The organism is Flavobacterium sp. Leaf82 (genome assembly GCF_001422725.1).
In the GTDB taxonomy this organism is placed as follows: Bacteria; Bacteroidota; Bacteroidia; order Flavobacteriales; family Flavobacteriaceae; genus Flavobacterium.
This window is the reverse complement of sequence record NZ_LMMA01000035.1, coordinates 221,114-240,506: the sequence shown is the minus strand read 5'-3', so window position 1 is coordinate 240,506 and position 19,393 is coordinate 221,114. Positions and strand designations below refer to the sequence as shown.

The 19,393-nt window shown below is 32.7% G+C and carries 15 protein-coding genes; 3 read left to right on the top strand and 12 right to left on the bottom strand.

What is annotated here, in order from left to right; genetic code table 11:
• The first annotated feature begins 262 nt into the window (after positions 1 to 262).
• Entirely contained in the window at positions 263 to 595 is a 333-nt protein-coding gene (locus tag ASF10_RS22060; RefSeq protein WP_056254314.1) for a YegP family protein, read from the top strand.
• A gap of 65 nt (positions 596 to 660) precedes the next feature.
• On the opposite strand, the gene ASF10_RS22055 is transcribed toward ASF10_RS22060, so the two are convergent.
• The 11 genes from ASF10_RS22055 to rhaT all read right to left on the bottom strand — a co-directional run bounded on the left by ASF10_RS22055 (position 661) and on the right by rhaT (position 13,376).
• Positions 661 to 1,017 carry a carboxypeptidase-like regulatory domain-containing protein gene (locus tag ASF10_RS22055; protein WP_082472490.1) on the bottom strand — a complete coding sequence of 119 codons (357 nt, stop codon included), beginning with the start codon at positions 1,015 to 1,017 and terminating at the stop codon, positions 661 to 663.
• A gap of 251 nt (positions 1,018 to 1,268) precedes the next feature.
• Entirely contained in the window at positions 1,269 to 1,655 is a 387-nt protein-coding gene (locus ASF10_RS22050; RefSeq protein WP_056254308.1) for a helix-turn-helix transcriptional regulator, read from the bottom strand.
• A 210-nt stretch (positions 1,656 to 1,865) separates the two neighbouring features.
• A complete protein-coding gene (locus ASF10_RS22045) occupies positions 1,866 to 2,294 on the bottom strand; it encodes a hypothetical protein (protein ID WP_056254305.1) in 429 nt (142 codons plus the stop codon).
• A 614-nt stretch (positions 2,295 to 2,908) separates the two neighbouring features.
• Positions 2,909 to 3,811, bottom strand: coding sequence for a carbohydrate kinase family protein (locus ASF10_RS22040; protein WP_056254303.1), 903 nt, complete (start codon positions 3,809 to 3,811; stop codon positions 2,909 to 2,911).
• Between the two features lie 237 nt (positions 3,812 to 4,048).
• Complete coding sequence (locus ASF10_RS22035; RefSeq protein WP_056254299.1) at positions 4,049 to 4,636, bottom strand: lactate utilization protein C; 588 nt, start codon at positions 4,634 to 4,636, stop codon at positions 4,049 to 4,051.
• Positions 4,629 to 6,029 (bottom strand): lactate utilization protein B, encoded by a 1,401-nt coding sequence (locus ASF10_RS22030; protein WP_056254296.1) that lies wholly within the window; start codon positions 6,027 to 6,029, stop codon positions 4,629 to 4,631. The genes ASF10_RS22035 and ASF10_RS22030 overlap by 8 nt, the downstream gene beginning before the upstream one ends.
• 103 nt (positions 6,030 to 6,132) lie before the next feature.
• Entirely contained in the window at positions 6,133 to 6,876 is a 744-nt protein-coding gene (locus ASF10_RS22025) for a (Fe-S)-binding protein (protein WP_056254293.1), read from the bottom strand.
• Positions 6,877 to 7,222: 346 nt separating this feature from the next.
• The gene (locus ASF10_RS22020) at positions 7,223 to 8,584 is read right to left on the bottom strand and encodes an FGGY-family carbohydrate kinase (protein ID WP_056254290.1); all 1,362 of its coding nucleotides are present in this window, start codon (positions 8,582 to 8,584) and stop codon (positions 7,223 to 7,225) included.
• A 107-nt stretch (positions 8,585 to 8,691) separates the two neighbouring features.
• Positions 8,692 to 9,966 (bottom strand): TIM barrel protein, encoded by a 1,275-nt coding sequence (locus ASF10_RS22015; RefSeq protein ID WP_056254287.1) that lies wholly within the window; start codon positions 9,964 to 9,966, stop codon positions 8,692 to 8,694.
• Positions 9,967 to 10,165: 199 nt separating this feature from the next.
• A complete protein-coding gene (locus tag ASF10_RS22010; protein ID WP_056254344.1) occupies positions 10,166 to 12,307 on the bottom strand; it encodes a bifunctional rhamnulose-1-phosphate aldolase/short-chain dehydrogenase in 2,142 nt (713 codons plus the stop codon).
• Between the two features lie 19 nt (positions 12,308 to 12,326).
• Positions 12,327 to 13,376, bottom strand: coding sequence for an L-rhamnose/proton symporter RhaT (rhaT, locus tag ASF10_RS22005; RefSeq protein WP_056254284.1), 1,050 nt, complete (start codon positions 13,374 to 13,376; stop codon positions 12,327 to 12,329).
• 384 nt (positions 13,377 to 13,760) lie between these two features.
• Here rhaT and ASF10_RS22000 point away from each other — a divergent pair, with 384 nt between their 5' ends.
• The gene (locus ASF10_RS22000; protein ID WP_056254281.1) at positions 13,761 to 14,801 is read left to right on the top strand and encodes a GntR family transcriptional regulator; all 1,041 of its coding nucleotides are present in this window, start codon (positions 13,761 to 13,763) and stop codon (positions 14,799 to 14,801) included.
• Between the two features lie 94 nt (positions 14,802 to 14,895).
• Positions 14,896 to 15,306 carry a helix-turn-helix domain-containing protein gene (locus ASF10_RS21995; protein ID WP_056254279.1) on the top strand — a complete coding sequence of 137 codons (411 nt, stop codon included), beginning with the start codon at positions 14,896 to 14,898 and terminating at the stop codon, positions 15,304 to 15,306.
• A 469-nt stretch (positions 15,307 to 15,775) separates the two neighbouring features.
• Here ASF10_RS21995 and ASF10_RS21990 read toward each other — a convergent pair whose 3' ends face one another.
• Positions 15,776 to 19,366 (bottom strand): T9SS type A sorting domain-containing protein, encoded by a 3,591-nt coding sequence (locus ASF10_RS21990; protein ID WP_056254277.1) that lies wholly within the window; start codon positions 19,364 to 19,366, stop codon positions 15,776 to 15,778.
• Between the last annotated feature and the right edge of the window lie 27 nt (positions 19,367 to 19,393).

Genomic DNA, 19,393 nt, shown 5'->3' with positions numbered 1-19,393 from the left:
ATAAACACGCTCTAACGGGTCTGTATTATCACTTGGCCAGAACTCTATTTAAACTTTTTTCTTAAATAAAAGAAGATTGTTATTGAATTAAATCTTCAATACTAAAATTTATGCTCTGAAAGTACTATTATTTGTTCCTCTTATTCGTTTGTTATTTTTTTATGAAGCGAGTATTATTTCTATCATTTGTATGATTTGTATGATGAAGTTTTGTATTTTTATCTGTAGCAAAATAAATTATATTTAACTTAAATAAAACTACATGGGAAAATTTGTAATTACTAAAAGAACCAATGGTGAATTCCAATTTAATTTAAAAGCAGGTAATGGCCAGACCATTTTAGCCAGCGAAGGTTATAGTACCAAGTCGGCATGTACGAGTGGAATTGAATCTGTGAAAAAAAATTCGCAGGATGACGCCCGTTTTGACAGAAAGGAATCGAGCAACGGCAAACATTTTTTTAATCTAAAAGCGACGAATGGTCAAATCATTGGATCCAGCGAAATGTATGAGAGTACTTCTGCAAGAGAAAACGGGATTGAATCTGTCAAAAAAAATGCTCCTGACGCAACTACAGACGATCAAACAGTGTAATTTTTTTATAGAATATTAAATTAAACGAGATCTAAAAGTCTCGTTTTTTTATGCCTTTTATTTTTTTAATTTGTTCTTTTACTAGAAAAATCACTTTCCTTATTAAATAAATAAATTTTACGATTCTTTAGATTTGCTTGTGAAAATAATCCCAGGGAATCCGGTTTTTGATTTACTTTTTTAGTTTCATATCCTTCCTTTTTTAAAGATATTTTACAGCTTTTATTTGGCTTTACTTTTATATTAAAATATCCGGCAGTATCTGTTTCTGTTTTATTTCCGTTACTGTCTATCTGCACATTTGCCAGAGGTTCATCTGTATCATAATCGTATACGTGACCGGACAAAGTGTTGCTGGTACAGCTGCAAAATAACAAGGTTAGAATAATTAGTTTAACTTTTAATATAAATTTATTTTGCATTTGGTTTTTTATTGGAATTGTAATTAGTAATTCAGTTTTTAAAAGAAGGAATCTTTAATTTCTATTATTTTTTTTATTAATTTCCTTATAATTTACATAGATATTTCCGGCAATTTATAGCACTTTAAAACAATATGCAATACCATTTTTAGTGATTTTTACAGGTATGAAAAAAGCAAAAAAGGTGTATGAAAATCATACACCTTTTTTGAAAGTTATTATATAGTATTATTATAGTCGCTTTTGAAATCTCAAATCTGTCCAAATTTATTTTTATAACGACATAATTCTTCTTCTGTTTTGCTTAATAATTTTTCGAGTAATCTAATTTTATCTTCATACAGCACTTTTAGGGCTGCGCTGTTATCTGAATTAATCTGGATGCTTCCGTTATTATTTCCTCTGACTTTATTAAAATTATTAAAATATCTCTGACTGTCAAAGCTAATAACATCTTCTACGCTAACTTCTAAAATTCGGGCAATTTCAACCAATTTTACATAAGAAAGAATCGTTTTTCCTTTTTCAATTTTACTATAACCTGCTTGTGTAACTCCTAGTTGATCTGCCATATATTCCTGCGTATAATTTTTTAATTCTCTAATGCTTTTGATTTTATTTTTTATTGAAGAGGTCATAATTTTATTTGGGGGTATTTTGTATAGCTAAAACTGACCGGTAATAAATTTTTGGTATTACAGCTATACCTTATTAGTGTGTAATATCATACTACTTCAATCGTAGGTTTATTGAGGTAATATTTGTTCATTTTTTCTTAGTCGTAATAAAAAAACCATATAGAATAGCCGCTGCCATCAAAACTAAATCATAAAGGGAAATTCCTGATATTAACATTGCTTACTTTCTAGATTATTTTTTGATTTTTGCAGCAGTCGGTCAAAATTCAGGTTTAGGAAATGATCAATCTGTTTGCCTATTGCGGGGCGATCTGTACCATTGATTTTTACTTTGGTTTCTTTTTTATAAATGTCTCTCACTATGACATAATATTCGAATTCCATATCATTATAAAATCTCAGAATAATAAGAATGGTATACATCAACAATGTAGGTGCAATGTAATACAACTCAGATAAATTAGAGAAAACCATGCAATAATAGGCTAAAGCTGTTACCGAGATAAAAGCACCATTTTCGAAAAGATAAGATTTCTTTTTTTTGAGTAAACCAAGTTCGGCAATCTCATTAAAACTGTATTGCCATCGTTTTGATCCATACTGAAACTGAACTTGGTCATGAGTAAGGGTAAAGAACATAATAATTTGGGTTATTTAAAAAACATGAATTTATTGTACTGAAGAATTATTATAAAACAGTTAAAAAATTATCTCAAGCAATTAATTTAAAACAACATTTTTTCCTCGCAATATTACGCATAATCTCATTTTTTTTTCCTACAAACCTTCTAATAGAATATAACTAAAAGTTATAATTAAATCTCAATTGTCAATTTTTACTTATTGTTTGCCTCAATCCAATGATAATTTTACTGATGCTATTTTTTATTCATTATGCCTGTTTTTTAGGCTGATATAAAAAAATAAGCATTGTTTCTGATAAAATAAACGCTCCTTGTTGATTAAAATTATAAGGCAAAACAATTTGATTGGAATTACATTAAAATGTGTGAGAATATTTTGTTTAATAGTCCCATACTTATTAAACTTTGATATGTTAATGTAATTTCAGGATAAAAATGAGAGTTGCTGTGCATTTTTTATTCCTGTTTGATATAAAATTTGAGGATAATAATAGACCATTGTTCTTTATTTATAAGTAATTACGTGCACTAAAAGCAAAAAACCACTCTCATAAATGGAGTGGTTTTTAACTTTAATGTTCTTTCAGAAACTATACAGAGACTAAAATATTATGAAATTTTAGTCATTAAATTTTCAATTTTAGATGGTGAAATTTCAGGATTTGCACCAGGAGATTCAGCAACTAAAGCTCCAACTGCACAAGCAAAATCTATGGCCGCCTGTGGTTCTTTTCCGGTAAGGAGCGAAGTTGTTAAGGCTGCCAAAAATGAATCACCCGCTCCTACTGTGTCCGCTACTTTTACAGGATATCCGGCATTTTTATATAATTTTCCTTCCCAGAATAATAAGGCTCCGTCTTTGCCTTTTGTAACACAAATTCCGGTTGCTTTTGTATGTTGAACTATAAAATTTATATTTTCTTCTAATGTTGTAAAAGGCGATTTTAAGGCAGCAGAAATTTCAAGCAGTTCTTCATCATTAAACTTTATAAAATTAGCTGAATGCATTAATTGTTCGAGTATTTCGTATGTATAATGCGGTTTTCTTAAATTGACATCAAAAACTTTATAGACTTCTTTTTGCAATAATTCTTCGAGAGATTTTCTGGATACTTCATCTCTGCAAACCAAACTTCCGTAAATTAAAACATCGGCATTATCTACTACTTCTACAGCTTTTTTATTTAATACAATTTTATCCCAGGCTGATGGGTAGTTGATAATGTAACTTGCAGATCCTGTATCGTCTAAGGTGACATTTACCAAGCCTGTTGGATATTCTTGTGATTGTATTATAGTATTGGTTTCGAGTCCCAGATTTTTTACATGATCAATAATGGCATCGCCGTCTTTATCATTTCCTACACAACTAATCATGGCTACATCGCAGCCTAATGTTTTCATGCGCAACGCAACATTCAAAGGCGCTCCGCCAATCTTTTTCTCATTATCAAAAACATCCCAAAGTACTTCTCCGTAAGCTACAGCTTTTAGGTTTTTACCGTTATTCATTCTCAACTTTTTAAATATTTTGTATTTGTTCAATATTATAAAGTTAAACTTTTATTTTGTGGTGACCTATGAAATATGGGATTTACAAACAAAAAAAGAAGATTGAATCTTATGTAAGCTCTTATTATGGAAAAGATTGAATAGCGTCGAACTTTAGTTGGATGAAAAAATAAATTATAAACGAAAGGGCTTTATTTCTCCAGCTAAAGCTAGAGGCAATTCAAAAATCGTTGCATATTAATCCAGTAAAAAAACGATTAATCCTCTTGCGCCATGAGCGCCTAAAACCAATGATTGTTCAATATCAGCTGTTTTTGATGGTCCGGCGATGAACGTACCAAAACCGTATTCCTGATTGCCAATTCGATCATAAGCCTGATGCATAGTAGCAATAATATCTTTTTTATGAACTATAATCGCCAGATATTGTGCGATAAAAGGTGATATGCGTTGCCCTAATATATCATCTGTTACCCAAAGTGCACTATTTTCGGCTACGCCAAAATGGGCTTTTATAACTGTTAATTCTACATTTTGAAGAGAATGAGGATCATCGTTTGTCCAGTCTAAACTTGCAATTTCTGAAAGTTCAGGAAGTGTCGTTATGAGGCGTTTATCGAGATTATAATTTGCTTTTATATATTGAATGATTTCAGCATAATCAGCAACTTCTACAGGATCTCCACCAATATTTTTTAATACTGTTTTATAGGTTTCAAGTATATCAAAATGCTCTGAACCTAAAACATTTAAGTCCGGCAGATCCGTAATCAAAGCAGGTTGGTTTTGCTTTATTTTATTTAAAATATCCGCTTTACTACTCATTGTCTTTTGCTTTTGCTTCTCTTGAATTCTTCTTGTACCAATCTCTAAAAGATTCTTCAGGAACGTCTGGCATTTCGCGTTGATCGTACCATTTGTTCATTTTATTATTGACCAATCCGGGAATATTTTTCATTACAAAACGACCCGATTTTCCTGCAATATTAAAAATGGTTGGGTTTGCTAAAACTGTTGCCATTGTTTTCATTGCAACGGTTTTGGCTTTTGGCGTATGTCCTTCTTTTACTAAAACCTGACGCCATTTGTACAATTGGTCGTGTATATCAATTTTTACCGGACAAACATTGGTACAAGAACCACAAAGTGTACTTGCAAAAGGTAAGTCGGCATTTTTGCTCATGTCTAAATTTGGTGCCAGAATCGACCCAATTGGTCCTGCAACCGCATTGTGATAACTGTGTCCGCCACTTCTTCTGTAAACGGGACATGTGTTCATACACGCGCCACAACGAATACATTTTAAGGAGTTTCTAAAATCTTCTCGTCCTAATTGTGTGCTTCTTCCATTGTCGACAATAACAATATGAATTTCTTTGCCGTCTCTTGGTTTCTTAAAGTGACTTGAAAAAGTCGTAATTGGTTGTCCTGTGGCGCTTCTGGCTAATAATCTCAGGAAAACGCCAAGATGTTTGCGTTGCGGAATCAGTTTTTCGAATCCCATACAGGCAATATGAACATCAGCAAGATGTGCGCCCATATCTGCATTTCCTTCATTGGTACAAACCACAATTTCGCCGGTTTCTGCAATAGCAAAGTTTACTCCCGTTAAGGCTACTTTTCTGGTCAGGAAAGTATTTCTTAAACTCAAACGGGCTGATTCTGTTAGATATTGAGGATCTATATTTCCTTTTTCTGTCCCTAAATGTTCATGAAAAGTTTCGCTTACATCTTCTTTTTTAAGGTGAATTGCAGGTAAAACAATATGACTTGGCGGTTCTTTACGAAGCTGAACAATGTATTCGCCTAAATCAGAATCGATTACTTCGATGCCTTTTTCGGCCAGATAATCATTCAAATGGCATTCTTCTGTAAGCATTGATTTTGATTTCACCATTTGCTTTACATCATGTTTTGCCATTATGGAATGTACAATTTCGTTGTGCTCTTTTGCATCTGCTGCCCAATGTACTTTTATTCCGTTTTTTTGTGCATTTGCTTCAAATTCAATCAAATAATCATGAATATTTGAAAGGACATTATTTTTGATCTTCGAAGCTGTTTCACGAAGTAATTCCCAATCGGCGATTTGATTTGCTGATTTATCACGTTTTTCGCGAACAAACCAAAGTGTTTCATCGTGCCAATTGACACGCTCGACATCTTTGTTGAATTTTGCTGCGGCTTCGCTGTGCTGTATTATTTTTTCTGAAGACATCTTTTTTTATTTATTTCACCATTAAGATATTAAGTTCATAAAGCTTTGACTTAAATTACTTAATCTCTTAATGTTAAAAAGAAAATTAAGTTTAATTTTAAAATCACTTAGTTTCCAACGAATTTAAAATTTCGGCAATATGAATGGTTTTTATCGGGCTTTTTTGTCTTTTCAGAATTCCTTCTAAATGCATCAAACACGACATATCTCCACCTGTAATATAATCTACGTGATGGTTTTCATGATCTTTTAGTCGGTCTTGTCCCATTTTTACAGATATAGCTTCTTCGGTTACACAAAATGTTCCTCCAAAACCACAACATTCATCTTTTCTGGTTAGGGTAACCAGATCTAATCCTTTTATATTGTGTAATAATTGTTCGGGTTTGGAAAAAAATGGTGCATTAAGTTCTGTCATCTGCGAAAGCTTTAATCCGCGTTGACCATGACAACTTACATGCATTCCTACTCGGAAAGGAAAATTTCCGTCGATGGAATCTACTTTAAGAATATCAGTAATAAACTCTGTTAATTCAAATACTTTCTTTCGCATTTCTGCGGCAACTTCTTCTTGTTTTTCGTCATGTAAATGTTCTTTTACATGCAAAACACAACTTCCGGACGGACAAACAATATAATCGAATTCGGCAAAATTAGCTATAAAATTAGCATCGCAACCTTTTGTTAAATATTGGTATCCGCTATTTGCCATTGGTTGTCCGCAGCAGGTTTGTCCCATAGGAAAATGAACTTCGCAACCTAATTTTTGCAAAAGTTCATAGGTTGCAATCCCTACTTTTGGGTAAAACTGGTCGACATAACACGGTATAAATAGTCCGATTTTCATATTCTGTATTTTTTTTCTTTCACATAGAAACCTAGTTTTGATTGTGAATAAAAGTTGTTTCACTCCAAATAAAACTCATAGCACTATGTGAAAGAAATATATTTCTTTTTGTATTCTTTTTTGCACATAAAATCTATGTTTCTATGTGTTTATTTTTTTGCATTTATTCTCGTTCTTGTAATCCCTCGTTCCTCGGGATGACAAACCAGAATCAAAATAGTACTCTATATTTCTATATTTTCACTCAGGTTTAAAAGATTTATTTTTAATCCTTTTAATCCTTTAATCTGTGGCTATTTTTTCTCTCGCAAATTTTGCAGATTGAGCAGATTTTCTATTTCTATTTCTAGTGTTTGTAAAACTTCAAATCGATTAAATCATTCTGGATTGGTTTCGGATTCCAGTTTTGATGAATTGCCAATGCAGCTCCTAATGCACTCGCCTGTGCCATTGATGCAGCATAAACTTCTATATCCGGGTAAGCTTCTGCTAATAAATTCATGAAAATTGAATTTTTACTAAAACCTCCGTCTACAAATATCTTCTTTACCGGACTATTATGAACTACTAAATTAGTCGAAAAAAACTGTTGTTCTACTAAATCCAGCATCAATTGATGATAAGCGATTTCGTAGCTTTTAAAATTACTTAAATCTCTTTTTTGAAAAGGACATTCTTTTAGAATATCAAAATCATATTTCTTTGGATAAATTATCTGAAAATTTAAGGCGCGTAAATTAGAAACTATCTTTTTGTCAAAATAGATGTCTTTATAGGTCTCTACAGGTACATTAAAATGTTCTGCTAATCTTTTGGTTTGTACTTCGTGTTCATTTCCTGCAAAAAGACGCGATGCTTTTACTGGTTTCTCTGTGTATTGCATGTAACACAAACAATCGTTTTTCAACTCTTCAAAAGTTAATTGTTTGTTGTTGAATGGATTCAGGGAAATACTCCAGGTTCCTGTAGACAGCAAAACAAAGGGTTCTGTAAAGTTTATGGTATACGGAATTATAGCGGATGAACTGTCGTGTAAACCTGCGCCTATGGCTAATCCGTCTTGTTTTTTTATGGTATCTTTTCCGTAATGAAGCGGTGGAATTTTAGCCGAAATATTTTCGTTTTTGAGCCATTTATGATACTTCATCTTCTTAAAATTCCAAAGATTGGTATGGCATCCAATACTTGTAATATCAGAATAAGCTTCATGGGTTAATAGAAAACTCAAATATTGTGGTAAATGTAAACAGTACTTTACTTGGTTGAATAATTCCGGCTTTTCTTCTTTCAGTCTGTAAATTTGCATTCCTGAATTTAGGCTTCCTAAAACAGGTGAAGCAGTTTTTACTGCAAAAACTTCTTTTCCTTTGTATTTATTATAGAAGTCGTTTTTTAAATCCTCCGGATACTCTTTTAGATAGTTATACAGTGGAGTTAAAACTTTTCCTTCTTTATCAATGTAGACAAAACTAGCACCGTAAGTACTAAAATTAATGGCTTTTAAAATATAATCAGTCTGGCTTTTTATTTCTGCTAATTGTTCGAATATCCAGTTTTTAAGAACTTCGATGTCTTCGCAGGGAAAGCCATCTTCATCGACGGTTTCCTCCAGATTAACTGATTTTTCCCAAACAATTTTATAATTTTCATCAAATAAAAATACTTTCTTGTTTGTTTTACCAATGTCAAAAATTGCAACTACATTCATTTTTTTTAATTGTAAATTGTGAATTATCAATTATAAATTATGATTTTTGGTAAGCCTTTTTGTTTTAAACAACCAATAACTCATAATTTATAATTAACAATTAATAATTATAATCCCGTTGCCAATGTATTTAATCCTCTTTCTCCTATTAGATTTTTTCTAACGGAAAGACTACGATACAATTCTACTGGATTTAATGCCGCGCCTGAACGCAAACGAGCTTCGGCAACTAATGCACGAACATCTGTACGGAAAGCATCCTGCAGGATTTCCTGTGCTTTTACTACATCATTTTCTTCTTGCGCAATTTCTAAGGCTTTTCTATCTACTAAAAGTGCTTGTGCATAAGCAATCATAATAGCTTCTACAGATTGTAATAAATCTTCTAAAGGATCTTTTATGTTGTGCGATGCATCGATCATCCAGCCCAGATCTTTGGCGTGGTTCATTCCTCTTGCATCCATTCCTTCTACCAATTCATTAAAAATCAAGAATAACTGGTATGGTTTTAAGGCTCCGGCGGTTAAATCATCGTCTCCGTATTTTGAATCGTTAAAATGGAATCCTCCTAACTTTTCTTCCATTAATAATAAGGAAACAATTTGCTCGATATTTGCGTTTGGCAAATGATGTCCTAAATCGACAAGAGTTTGCGCTTTATCGCCTAACTTTTTAACATACGAGTAGGATTGCCCCCAATCTGCCACTGTAGTCGAATAAAAGTTAGGCTCAGCACATTTATATTCTAAAAATAATTTCCAGTTTGAAGGCAATGCATCATAGATTTCTTCTAAACTTTCTAATGTATTTTGATAGGCTTTTCTAAAATTTAATTGTCCCGGGAATGAAGATCCGTCTGCTAACCAAATTGTTAGTGATTCTGATCCTAATTCGATTCCGTGCTGGATCACTTCTATATTGTGTGCAATTGCTTGTTTACGAACTGCTTTATTTACGTTTTGTAAGGAACCAAATTTATAAGAGCCTGCCTGACCTGCCTGATCCTGAAAAGTATTCGAGTTCATGGCATCAAATCTTAAATTGTGTTGTGCGGCAAGGGTTTTGATTGCTTTATAATCTGTTGGGATATCCCACGGAATATGCAAAGAAATAGCGCCCGAAGCATTGTTTAAGGCATGAAGCAAACCAACGTCTTCGATTTTTTCTTCTATAGAACGTGGTTCTCCTCCGCCGGCAAAACGTCCAAAACGGGTTCCTCCTGTTCCTAAAGCCCAAGACGGAATTGCAATTTGAAAATCGATTAATTTTTGAATAATCGATTCTGTATCACCAATTTCTGATACTGTAAAAGCAAATTTATTTTGATGTTTTTTTAATAATTCCTCGTTATGAGATTCTATATTGTTTGATCCGATTAACATATTATTTTATCTTTAATAGAGATTACAATATATAAATTATATAAATTCGTCTCTGGTTTAACGTTACTATTTTATGCTATTTTGTTTGATTTTACAGGGTTTATTACTTGCTAAAAAAATCTAACGTCCGAAAGATATCGAACGTTAGATCACAAAAAACCACTTTTGCTTTAAACAAACTTATAAAAACTTAAACAATCTATCTGTAAAAGCCCATTGATACTCCACCGTCTACATTCAGGGCGTTTCCTGTTGATTTATCGAGTAAACCACCAACAAATGCAAAACATGCGTTTGCAATATCATCAGGCAATATAATTTCATTCAATAAGGTGCGTTTTGCATAATAAGCCGGTAACTCTTCGACTGTAACGCCATATGCTTTTGCACGACCTTCTGCCCAACCGCCAGACCAAATATTAGAGTCTGAGATTACTGCATCAGGATTTACTGTATTTACACGAATTTTATCTGCTCCTAATTCGGCAGCCATTAAACGTGTTAAATGTGCCTGAGCTGCTTTTGCTGAACCGTAACCTGGATTATTAGGGCCTGCAACAACTGCATTTTTAGAAACGATATTTACGATGTCTCCGCCAAAACCTTGTTTGCGCATTACTTCGATTCCGGCTTTTGAGACAATAAATTGTCCTTTCACCAAAATGTCATATAATCTGTCCCACTCTTCTAATGTGTGTTCTGCAATAGATTTAGAAATACTAATTCCTGCATTATTCACTATAATATCTGCACCTCCAAAAGCTAAACAAGCTTCGTCTAATGCTTTTTCTGTACTTTTTTCGTCAGTAACATTTAGTAATGTACTTGAAACAGCATCTTTACCAAATAATTTAATAAACTCATCTGTTGCTTGCTCTAAGCGCTCTTCGTTGATATCGTTAATTACTACGCAAGCCCCTTCCTGAGCAAACTTTTTAGCGATAGCCTTACCAATTCCGCCAGCAGAACCTGTAATTACAGCTACTCTTCCTGACAATGCTTTTGGTTTAGGCATACGTTGCAGTTTTGCCTCTTCAAGCAACCAATATTCAATATCAAAAGCTTCCTGATGTGGCAACGAAGTATATTCTGAAACGGCTTCTGCACCTTTCATTACATTCACTGCGTTGATATAATATTCTGATGCTAAACGCGCCATTGTTTTATCTTTGGCAAACGTAAACATACCAACTCCGGGATATAAAATCACAACAGGATTTGGGTCACGCATTGCAGGCGAATTAGACTTTTTGCAAGCGTTATAATAATCTTTGTACAGCTCTCGATACGCCTCAAAAGCAGGTGTTAATTTTGCTTTGATAGCCGCAACATCTGATAAATCTTCGTTTGGTTCTAATGTTAAAACCAAAGGACTGATTTTGGTACGTAAAAAGTGATCCGGACAAGAAGTCCCTAAAGGAGATAATTTTGATAAATCATTAGAATTAATGAATTCTAAAACTCTTGCATCATCTGTATAATGACCAATCATCTGACGTTCTGATGAGCAAAAACCTCTTAAAATTGGTGCTACTTTTGCTGCTTTTAATTTACGATCTGTTTCCGGTAAACTTTCGATTTTTTTACCTCCAAAAACAGCACGTTTTTTTCCGTAGTTACTTTCTAAATATTCCGCACATTTCTCGATTACTTCAAGCGTATTAATATAACTTTCGTATGCAGTATCTCCCCATGTAAACAAACCGTGAGAACCCAACATTATACCGCGAAGTTTTTTTCCTTTTTTCGCAGCTTCTTCCAGACAACTTCTTAACTGAAGTCCTAAGTCAAAACCAGGACGTTGCCATCCTACCCAGCCAATTTCGCCGTTGAATAATTCATCGGTAATTTTAGCTCCGTCTTTTGCAGCAGCGATTGCAATTGCTGCGTCCGGGTGTAAGTGATCAATATGTTTAAAGGGTAAAAATCCATGTAAAGGCGTATCTATAGAAGGCGCTTTTGAAGCTAAATCGAAAATACAGTGATTGAATAATTCGACCATTTCGTCTTCGAACTCAATGCCTCTGTATACATTTTCAAGATTGCGAAGTCTGTCTAAATATAGTGCTGCACAACCTGATTTTGTAAGCGTACCAATGTCTCCACCAGAACCTTTAATCCACATCACTTCAGAACTTTCTCCGGTTAACGGATCTTTATCAGTAATTTTTACCGATGTGTTTCCTCCACCATAGTTTGTTAATCTTAAATCGGCTCCTAATAAATTAGATCGATAAATGAAAAGCCCTACTTCATCTCCTGCCAATGCTGCTGCCTTAGCCTCATCCCAAAGATAGCTTACATGCTTAAAAGTCATATTATTTATATTTATATTCGACATTGTTGTTATGTTATTTGATTTATAATGAATTTCCAATTCCTACTAAAACAATAGATAGCATGATTAATGCAATTCCCCATGCAAAAGTTCTAATGGTTCTTTTAGAAACTCCCGCCCATTCTTTCAAATAAAATCCCCAAAAATTTGCTGTCAGGATAATGGTTGCCATGTGTAAAATCCATGAACTTGCACCGTTTCCTAATTTACTTTCTCCCATTCCGTAAAAAAAGAATTGTAAAAACCACATCGTTCCGGCTATACCTGAAAAAAGTATATTTTTAGAAATTGGCGTTTTTTTATTCGTATAATCTGAGAACGTTTTATTTTTGAAATTAAGGTACATACACCAGATAAAATTGGTAGTTAAACCTCCCCACATCAAAACGATATAAGTAACATTGTTTTGAAATAATGGATTACAACCATAATTTACAGCGGTTTCTGCCATAGGTTTTCCGGCTTCGATTCCGTAGTTAAAAAACGAACTTAAAATTCCGGAAATAACCGCTATAACCAGACCTTTTACTAAACTAAAGTCTTTGTCTCTGTCTTCGTGTCCTGTGGCAAAATCTCTTTCTTTTAATATTCCTGCTTTTCCGGAAATGGCAATACCAATAAGGCAAACTGCAACTCCTGCCAGAACAAGACGTCCGCCCGGATTTGAAAGCATATCAGAAAACGAAATTTTACCTTCCGTTGGGTATAAATCATAATAGATCGAAGGAACCAAAGCGCCAAAAGCAGAACAGAATCCCAGAATGATTGAGTTTCCTAAAGACATTCCTAAATAACGAACGCCTAAACCATATGTTAATCCTCCAACTCCCCAAATCAATCCCATTGAATACGTAAATGCTTTTATTGAAGGTGAAGCAGTTGCGATGATTTCAACAAAATTTGGAATCGTTAAATAAGCAGCAATTGGCGGAACGATTAGCCAGGAGAAAAATCCTCCAACGATCCAGTAGCTTTCCCAAGCCCAATCTTTTACTTTCTTAAAAGGCATATAAAAACTACCTGAAGAGAATCCTCCGATAGAATGAAAAATGATTCCTAATAATGATTCCATTAATAATTTTGTTTTGGTTAATTGATAGTTATTTTGGTTTTGTAAAATAATAGAATGTAAAAAAGAAAACTGTCCTGTACTATCCTTTATGCTTTTGTTATTTATGTTAAAACTAAGGATTATTGCAAAGAACAGCCGTGTAATATTAGAAATATAGATTTAAAATTTCTATTTTAGCAATCGATTTCGTAATTATTATATCCTCAATTTGTCAGAAATAAACAAATCAATAAAAAATATAAAATAAGCCTTATTTAATTTGAAAGCTTTTGTGAGAAAAGTACCAAGCCGAAGATTTTATATGTTTTGAAATGATTTTTTTGATACGAATTATAGTTAAAATGATCTTGCAGAAGGTTGTAGCATAATTTATAAGCCATAAAAATGATTAAACTTATTAAAATAGATGAAGATTCAAGGGTTCCTAAATACAAACAAATTGTAGACTCGATCTTGCATAATATTGCCAACGGAAATTTAAAAATAAATCAAAAAATTCCCTCGATAAACAGTTTTAGTGAAGAGTTTTATATGTCACGAGATACAGTCGAAAAGGCTTATAATATTCTAAAAGAGCGAAAAATAATATCGTCTATCCGCGGAAAAGGATATTATATTACCCGTACAAAACTAGAGTCTAAAGTAAACGTGTTGTTTGTATTGAATAAACTGAGTGCGTATAAAATGAAAACGTACAACTCTTTTATTGATACAATTGGAGCAAATGCACATACTGATTTACATATTTATCATTGCGATGAAACCTTGTTTTTGAACTTATTAGACAAGTTTGAAGGCGCTTATGACTATTATGTAATTACAACCCATTTTAAAACCGATGAACTAAAACACCTTAGTTTTACAGATGAAGTTGCAAAGGCGATCCAAAGAATTCCGGAAGAAAAACTAATTTTAATGGACAATATTAAATTAGGAATGGAAGGCGAAATCATCAAGATTTATCAGGATTTTGAAAATGATATTTATAATGCCTTAAAAGAGGGACTTTCGAAAATAAACAAATACAAAAAACTAATTTTGATATATCCTGAGAAGGCTGTTTATCCTTATCCGCGCCGAATTTTACACGGATTTAAAAAGTTTTGTGTCGAGCATGAAATTAATTTTGAAATCCTGAGCGAAGTTTACGACGATATGATCCTTAAAAAAGGAGATTTGTTTATCACGATCGAAGAATCTGACCTTGTGAATTTAATGAAGCAAATCAGGGACGAAGAATATGTCCTGGGCAAAGATATTGGCGTAATATCCTATAATGATACGCCACTAAAGGAATTGCTTGGAATAACGGTAATGTCTACAGATTTTAATGTAATGGGGGAAACCGTTGCAAGAATGATTTTGAATAAAGAGAAAGGTCAGGTTAAGGTTCCTTTTAATTTTATTGATCGAAATTCGATTTAGATTGTAAACCTGTCTTTTTGTAATTATCTTTGAATCTCAGATTTTATAATCGAAATGGCTTTATCTTTGAGTCTTTAGAAAATTGATATTCATTATGGAACAGAAAATACATCAGGGAAGAAACGTAAAACGTTTTAGAGAAATGCTTGGCATTAAACAAGAAGCATTGGCTTTTGATTTGGGAAATGACTGGAATCAGAAGAAAATTTCTATGCTGGAGCAAAAAGATGTAATTGAAGAAGAGATACTTAATCAAATCTCAAATTCATTGAAAATTCCTGTTGAAGCGTTTAAGAATTTTGATGAAGAGCACGCGGTGAATGTAATTGCAAATACTTTTGATAATGGTTCAGTATTGTATGGTTATCAAAGAAATGATAATTGCACTTTTCATCCAATTGACCAACTATTAAAACTTCATGAAGAAAAGATTGCATTGTACGAGCGTATGTTGAAAGAGAAAGATGAAATGATGGCAAGGCTTGAAAAATTAATTAATAAATAATTCTCATTTATATAAGATATATTATTCACAAAGAGACTTTCGAGTCTCTTTTTTGTTTTACAACATTATTTGACGGTATCGAAAAGATTACAAGTGTTCAAAATCTTTTTTGCTCTGAAAGAGCCCTAGAAATAGCGTAGTGCAACGCACTACGAATTAAATCAAAATTGAAATTGCCCTGTAAGGGCAAAAGAAAATACACAGTTTACAATTAGGCTTTCGCCCTTTCAGGGCTTAAAATAGAAATCATTTTTTAATTCATTTTTAATTCATAGCGCTTCGCACTATGCTGTTGCTTTTAGGGCTTTCAGCATATTTTTAAGAGTTTTGCAAACTCATGATAACCTGATCTATTTGATTTTAAATCTGTTCCTGCAACATCAATCAAAAAGAAATCCTGCTATAAAATAAAAAGCCTGAAAAATTTAATTTTCAGGCTTTTATTAAAATATTAAAATGTGTTTTATCTCTATTTTTTGATAAATTTCGTGCTTGAATTTCCTTTATCAGAAATAATTTTTATAAAATAATTTCCTGAATTCAAACCAGAAACATCAATGTTTTCTACATTTTTGGCATTAGGAATTACTCGTATTAATTGCCCAAGAACATTGTAAATCTGGATTGATGACAATTGAATATCTTCTTTTGTAGTAATATTTAAAACATCACTTACCGGATTTGGATACACAACAAAATATTGACCAAATGAAAAATCTTTAACTCCAAGCGCTTGTTCGATTGTGGTTGTTGGAACATTTGTCGTAATAGCGCTATTGTAATCAAAAAAGATATTTGCCGATCCTCCAAATGAATCTCCTTCGACTAAAGTTGATTTTGTTTTGATTTTAAAAGCTAAATAACCATCATTATTTGCATCGTCAAAAGGAAGATTGATATTCTCAAATTTAAAATCTACTTTATTATTATCTGTAATTTCTGTAGAAAACAAATGACTTCCGCTTAAAGGATATAAGCTATTAATGTCATATTTAGTAAGGTCTATTACGTCTTTTACAGTAATATTTTGTGCTGCATATGTTCCTGTGTTTTCAAAACGAATAATGTAATGCACATAATCGCCTATTTTAGTTTTCGAAATTTTATCACCTTCGATACATGTTTTATCATTTGGATCAAACGAATTAACGACAACCTGATCAAAAACAAATTTATTGTTAGCCGGAGTTTCATCTGTTTGTGATGATGAGATTTCTGCCAGGTATTTTAAGATTGCCCCACCATTTACAGGAGGATTTTCCATAGGTGAATTTACATTTAATACAAAAGTAATTTCTTTTGTTTCTGTTGGGTTTAAATTAGCAAAATTCCATTTTAAGTTATTCACCAACTGGCTTGAAACTGCAGGATAACTTTCGATAAAGTCAGTAATAGTGTCATCAAAATTTAATGATATTGTTCCTGAAAGTGGCTGGTTTCCTTTATTTGAATATACGATCTTATATTTCGCATCAAAACCTGGTCGCGCCACAGTCAATGGTAAAATGCTAATTTCAAGATCAGGATGTACTCCATTTGCAGTGATACAAAAGTCAGATATACGAGGACTTGCCTCTGCAGGAAAATCTACTGTATAACTCGCCGGACTAATATTAAAATAAGAAGGATTTTCTAATACAGGTGTTATAGTATGAGTTCCTTTAAGAAACGTCATTGTATAATTTCCTGTTGTATTGGTAATTAAACTACTCGTGCTTGTTCCTGACTGGATGTTCATTTTTAAATTTTTGAATGGTACATCATTCAAATCACAGCCATTATTATCTAAATCCAGCCTGTTTTGTCCCTGAACAAATTTATAATCCTGACCTAATAAACGTATAAATCCACCCGCTGGTACGCCCATATAATTTTCAAAAGTTCCAAAATAAATCAGTTTTCCGTTTGATTGTGTTACTACCTCGCCGCTATAATTTATTTCAGAAATATTAAACGAGCTGTTAAAACTTTCATCAAGACTTCCATCCAAATTTAATCTGGCAAAAAAGTTACTTTTAGTATTCTTGTTCTGATATCCTGTTATTAAAAGTTTATCATCTAATTGTTTTCCTGCAAAATAAACCATAGTGCTATTATCTAATGCATATTTAAATGAGTTATCCACACTACCATCAGAAAGCAATCTTAAAACTACTCCAAAGTTCCCTTTATACCCCACAACAAGTATTTTACCATCCTTTTGAGCTGATATATCATATCCGTAACGAGATATCTGAGTATCCAGATTAAAGGAGTTATCCTTTGATCCGTCGCTATTTAATCGCACTATATTACTATCATAGCCTTCTACTGAGATTAAGATTTTACCGTCAGAGAGCAGTATAATATCTCGTATCAAAATACTACCGCCAGTTGAACTTTTTAACCATTTAGCATTAAATGTAGCATCAACTGAACCATCAGAATTTAATCTAACTACAGCGCCGCTAGCAACTCCTTTGTAAGTATTAAAAAAACCACCCACAAGTACTTTGTTATCTTCCAGAACAAGTATCTTTCTTACATCATTATCAAATCCGGTTCCTGTGACAAAGGAATTGTCAATGCTACCATCATAATTTAATCTGGCTATTCTATTGGCACTTCTATTAAATAAGGATGTAAAATTACCTCCAATTATCATCTTTGCATCTTTTTGCAATCCTACTGAGTATAGACGCTCTGTCTCACTTATAAAGAATTGCGTTGCACCTCCAAAAGTTAGTGTATTATCCTGACTTCCATCGCTATTTAATCGAATAAAACCTTTGTTTCTAACGCCATTATAATATCTAAAAGCATTAACATATGGATATGCTGATACTATCAATTTATCATCTGGAAGAACTGCAAATACCACAGCAGATGATGTATCAAATCCAACACGAATATTGTTAAAACTAGGATCTATTATACCATCATTACGTAAGATGGTAATATAATTCAGGCTTACTTTATTAAAAGATCTAAAATCACCTGCAACTACCATTCTTCCATCTGAAAGCATTGATAAACTTCTAACTACATTATCAGCACCCGTACTTTTAAAAGTAGTATCAAGCGATCCATCTGAATTTAGTCTTGCAATACCATCACAGTTAACATTATTAATTCTGTAGATAGAACCTATAACGATTAATTTACCACTAGAATCAGTAACTATATCTTGCACTCCATTAGAAGAACCAAAATCTATCTTATTAGTAGCAAATCCAGTATCTAAGGTACAATCCGCATTTAGTCTGATTATTTCATTTGTAGTATAATTATTAGCATCCAAAAAACCTGCGGCAATTATAATCTTACCATCTTTTTGAGGAGCAATTTTATATACACCATTCGTTTTTCTTATTAAAGGACTTATATTAGTATCTAAACTTCCATTAACATTTAATCGAAGCATTTTACCCTCAGGATATCCATCACTTCCGGTTGCAACACCTGAAACTATAATTTTTCCGTCAGGCTGAATAGCAAGTTTTTCAATTGATCTTTCAAATAGTGCTCCACTTGAAAATGAAGTATCCAAACTTCCGTTGCTATTTAATCTGATAACAGCTAATTTAGAATTAATAGTTCCTGTAAACACAATTTTACCATCTGTCTGTAATTCGATCTCGCTCTGAAAATAACCACTTATAATAGGTTGTGTACTGGCAGAAAAGCTTTTATCTAAACTTCCGTCAGAATTCAAACGTACTATTTTATTGACACTAACATTATTGTAGGTTGTAAAATCACCTAAGACAATAATTTTACCATCAGGTTGAAGTATAATTTCATCAATTGTCTTGTCAAAACCGATTCCGGTATTCAAAGTATTATCAAGTATATTATTTTTTAACCTCTTTAATTCAAGACTACCAGTATCTGTATTTTGCTCAAGTAACAAAATTTTACCATCAGGCTGTACGACAGTTTGTCTTACCGGATCATTAATAAAAGCACTTCCAACAGGTAGCGTAAATTGATCATTAAATGTGGGATCCCTATCAGCAGAATTCTGAGCATTTATACTAAAAATAAAGAAAAAGGGAATCAGAAAGTAAAGTTTTTTCATATTAAATATTTTTGTAAATATATGTTA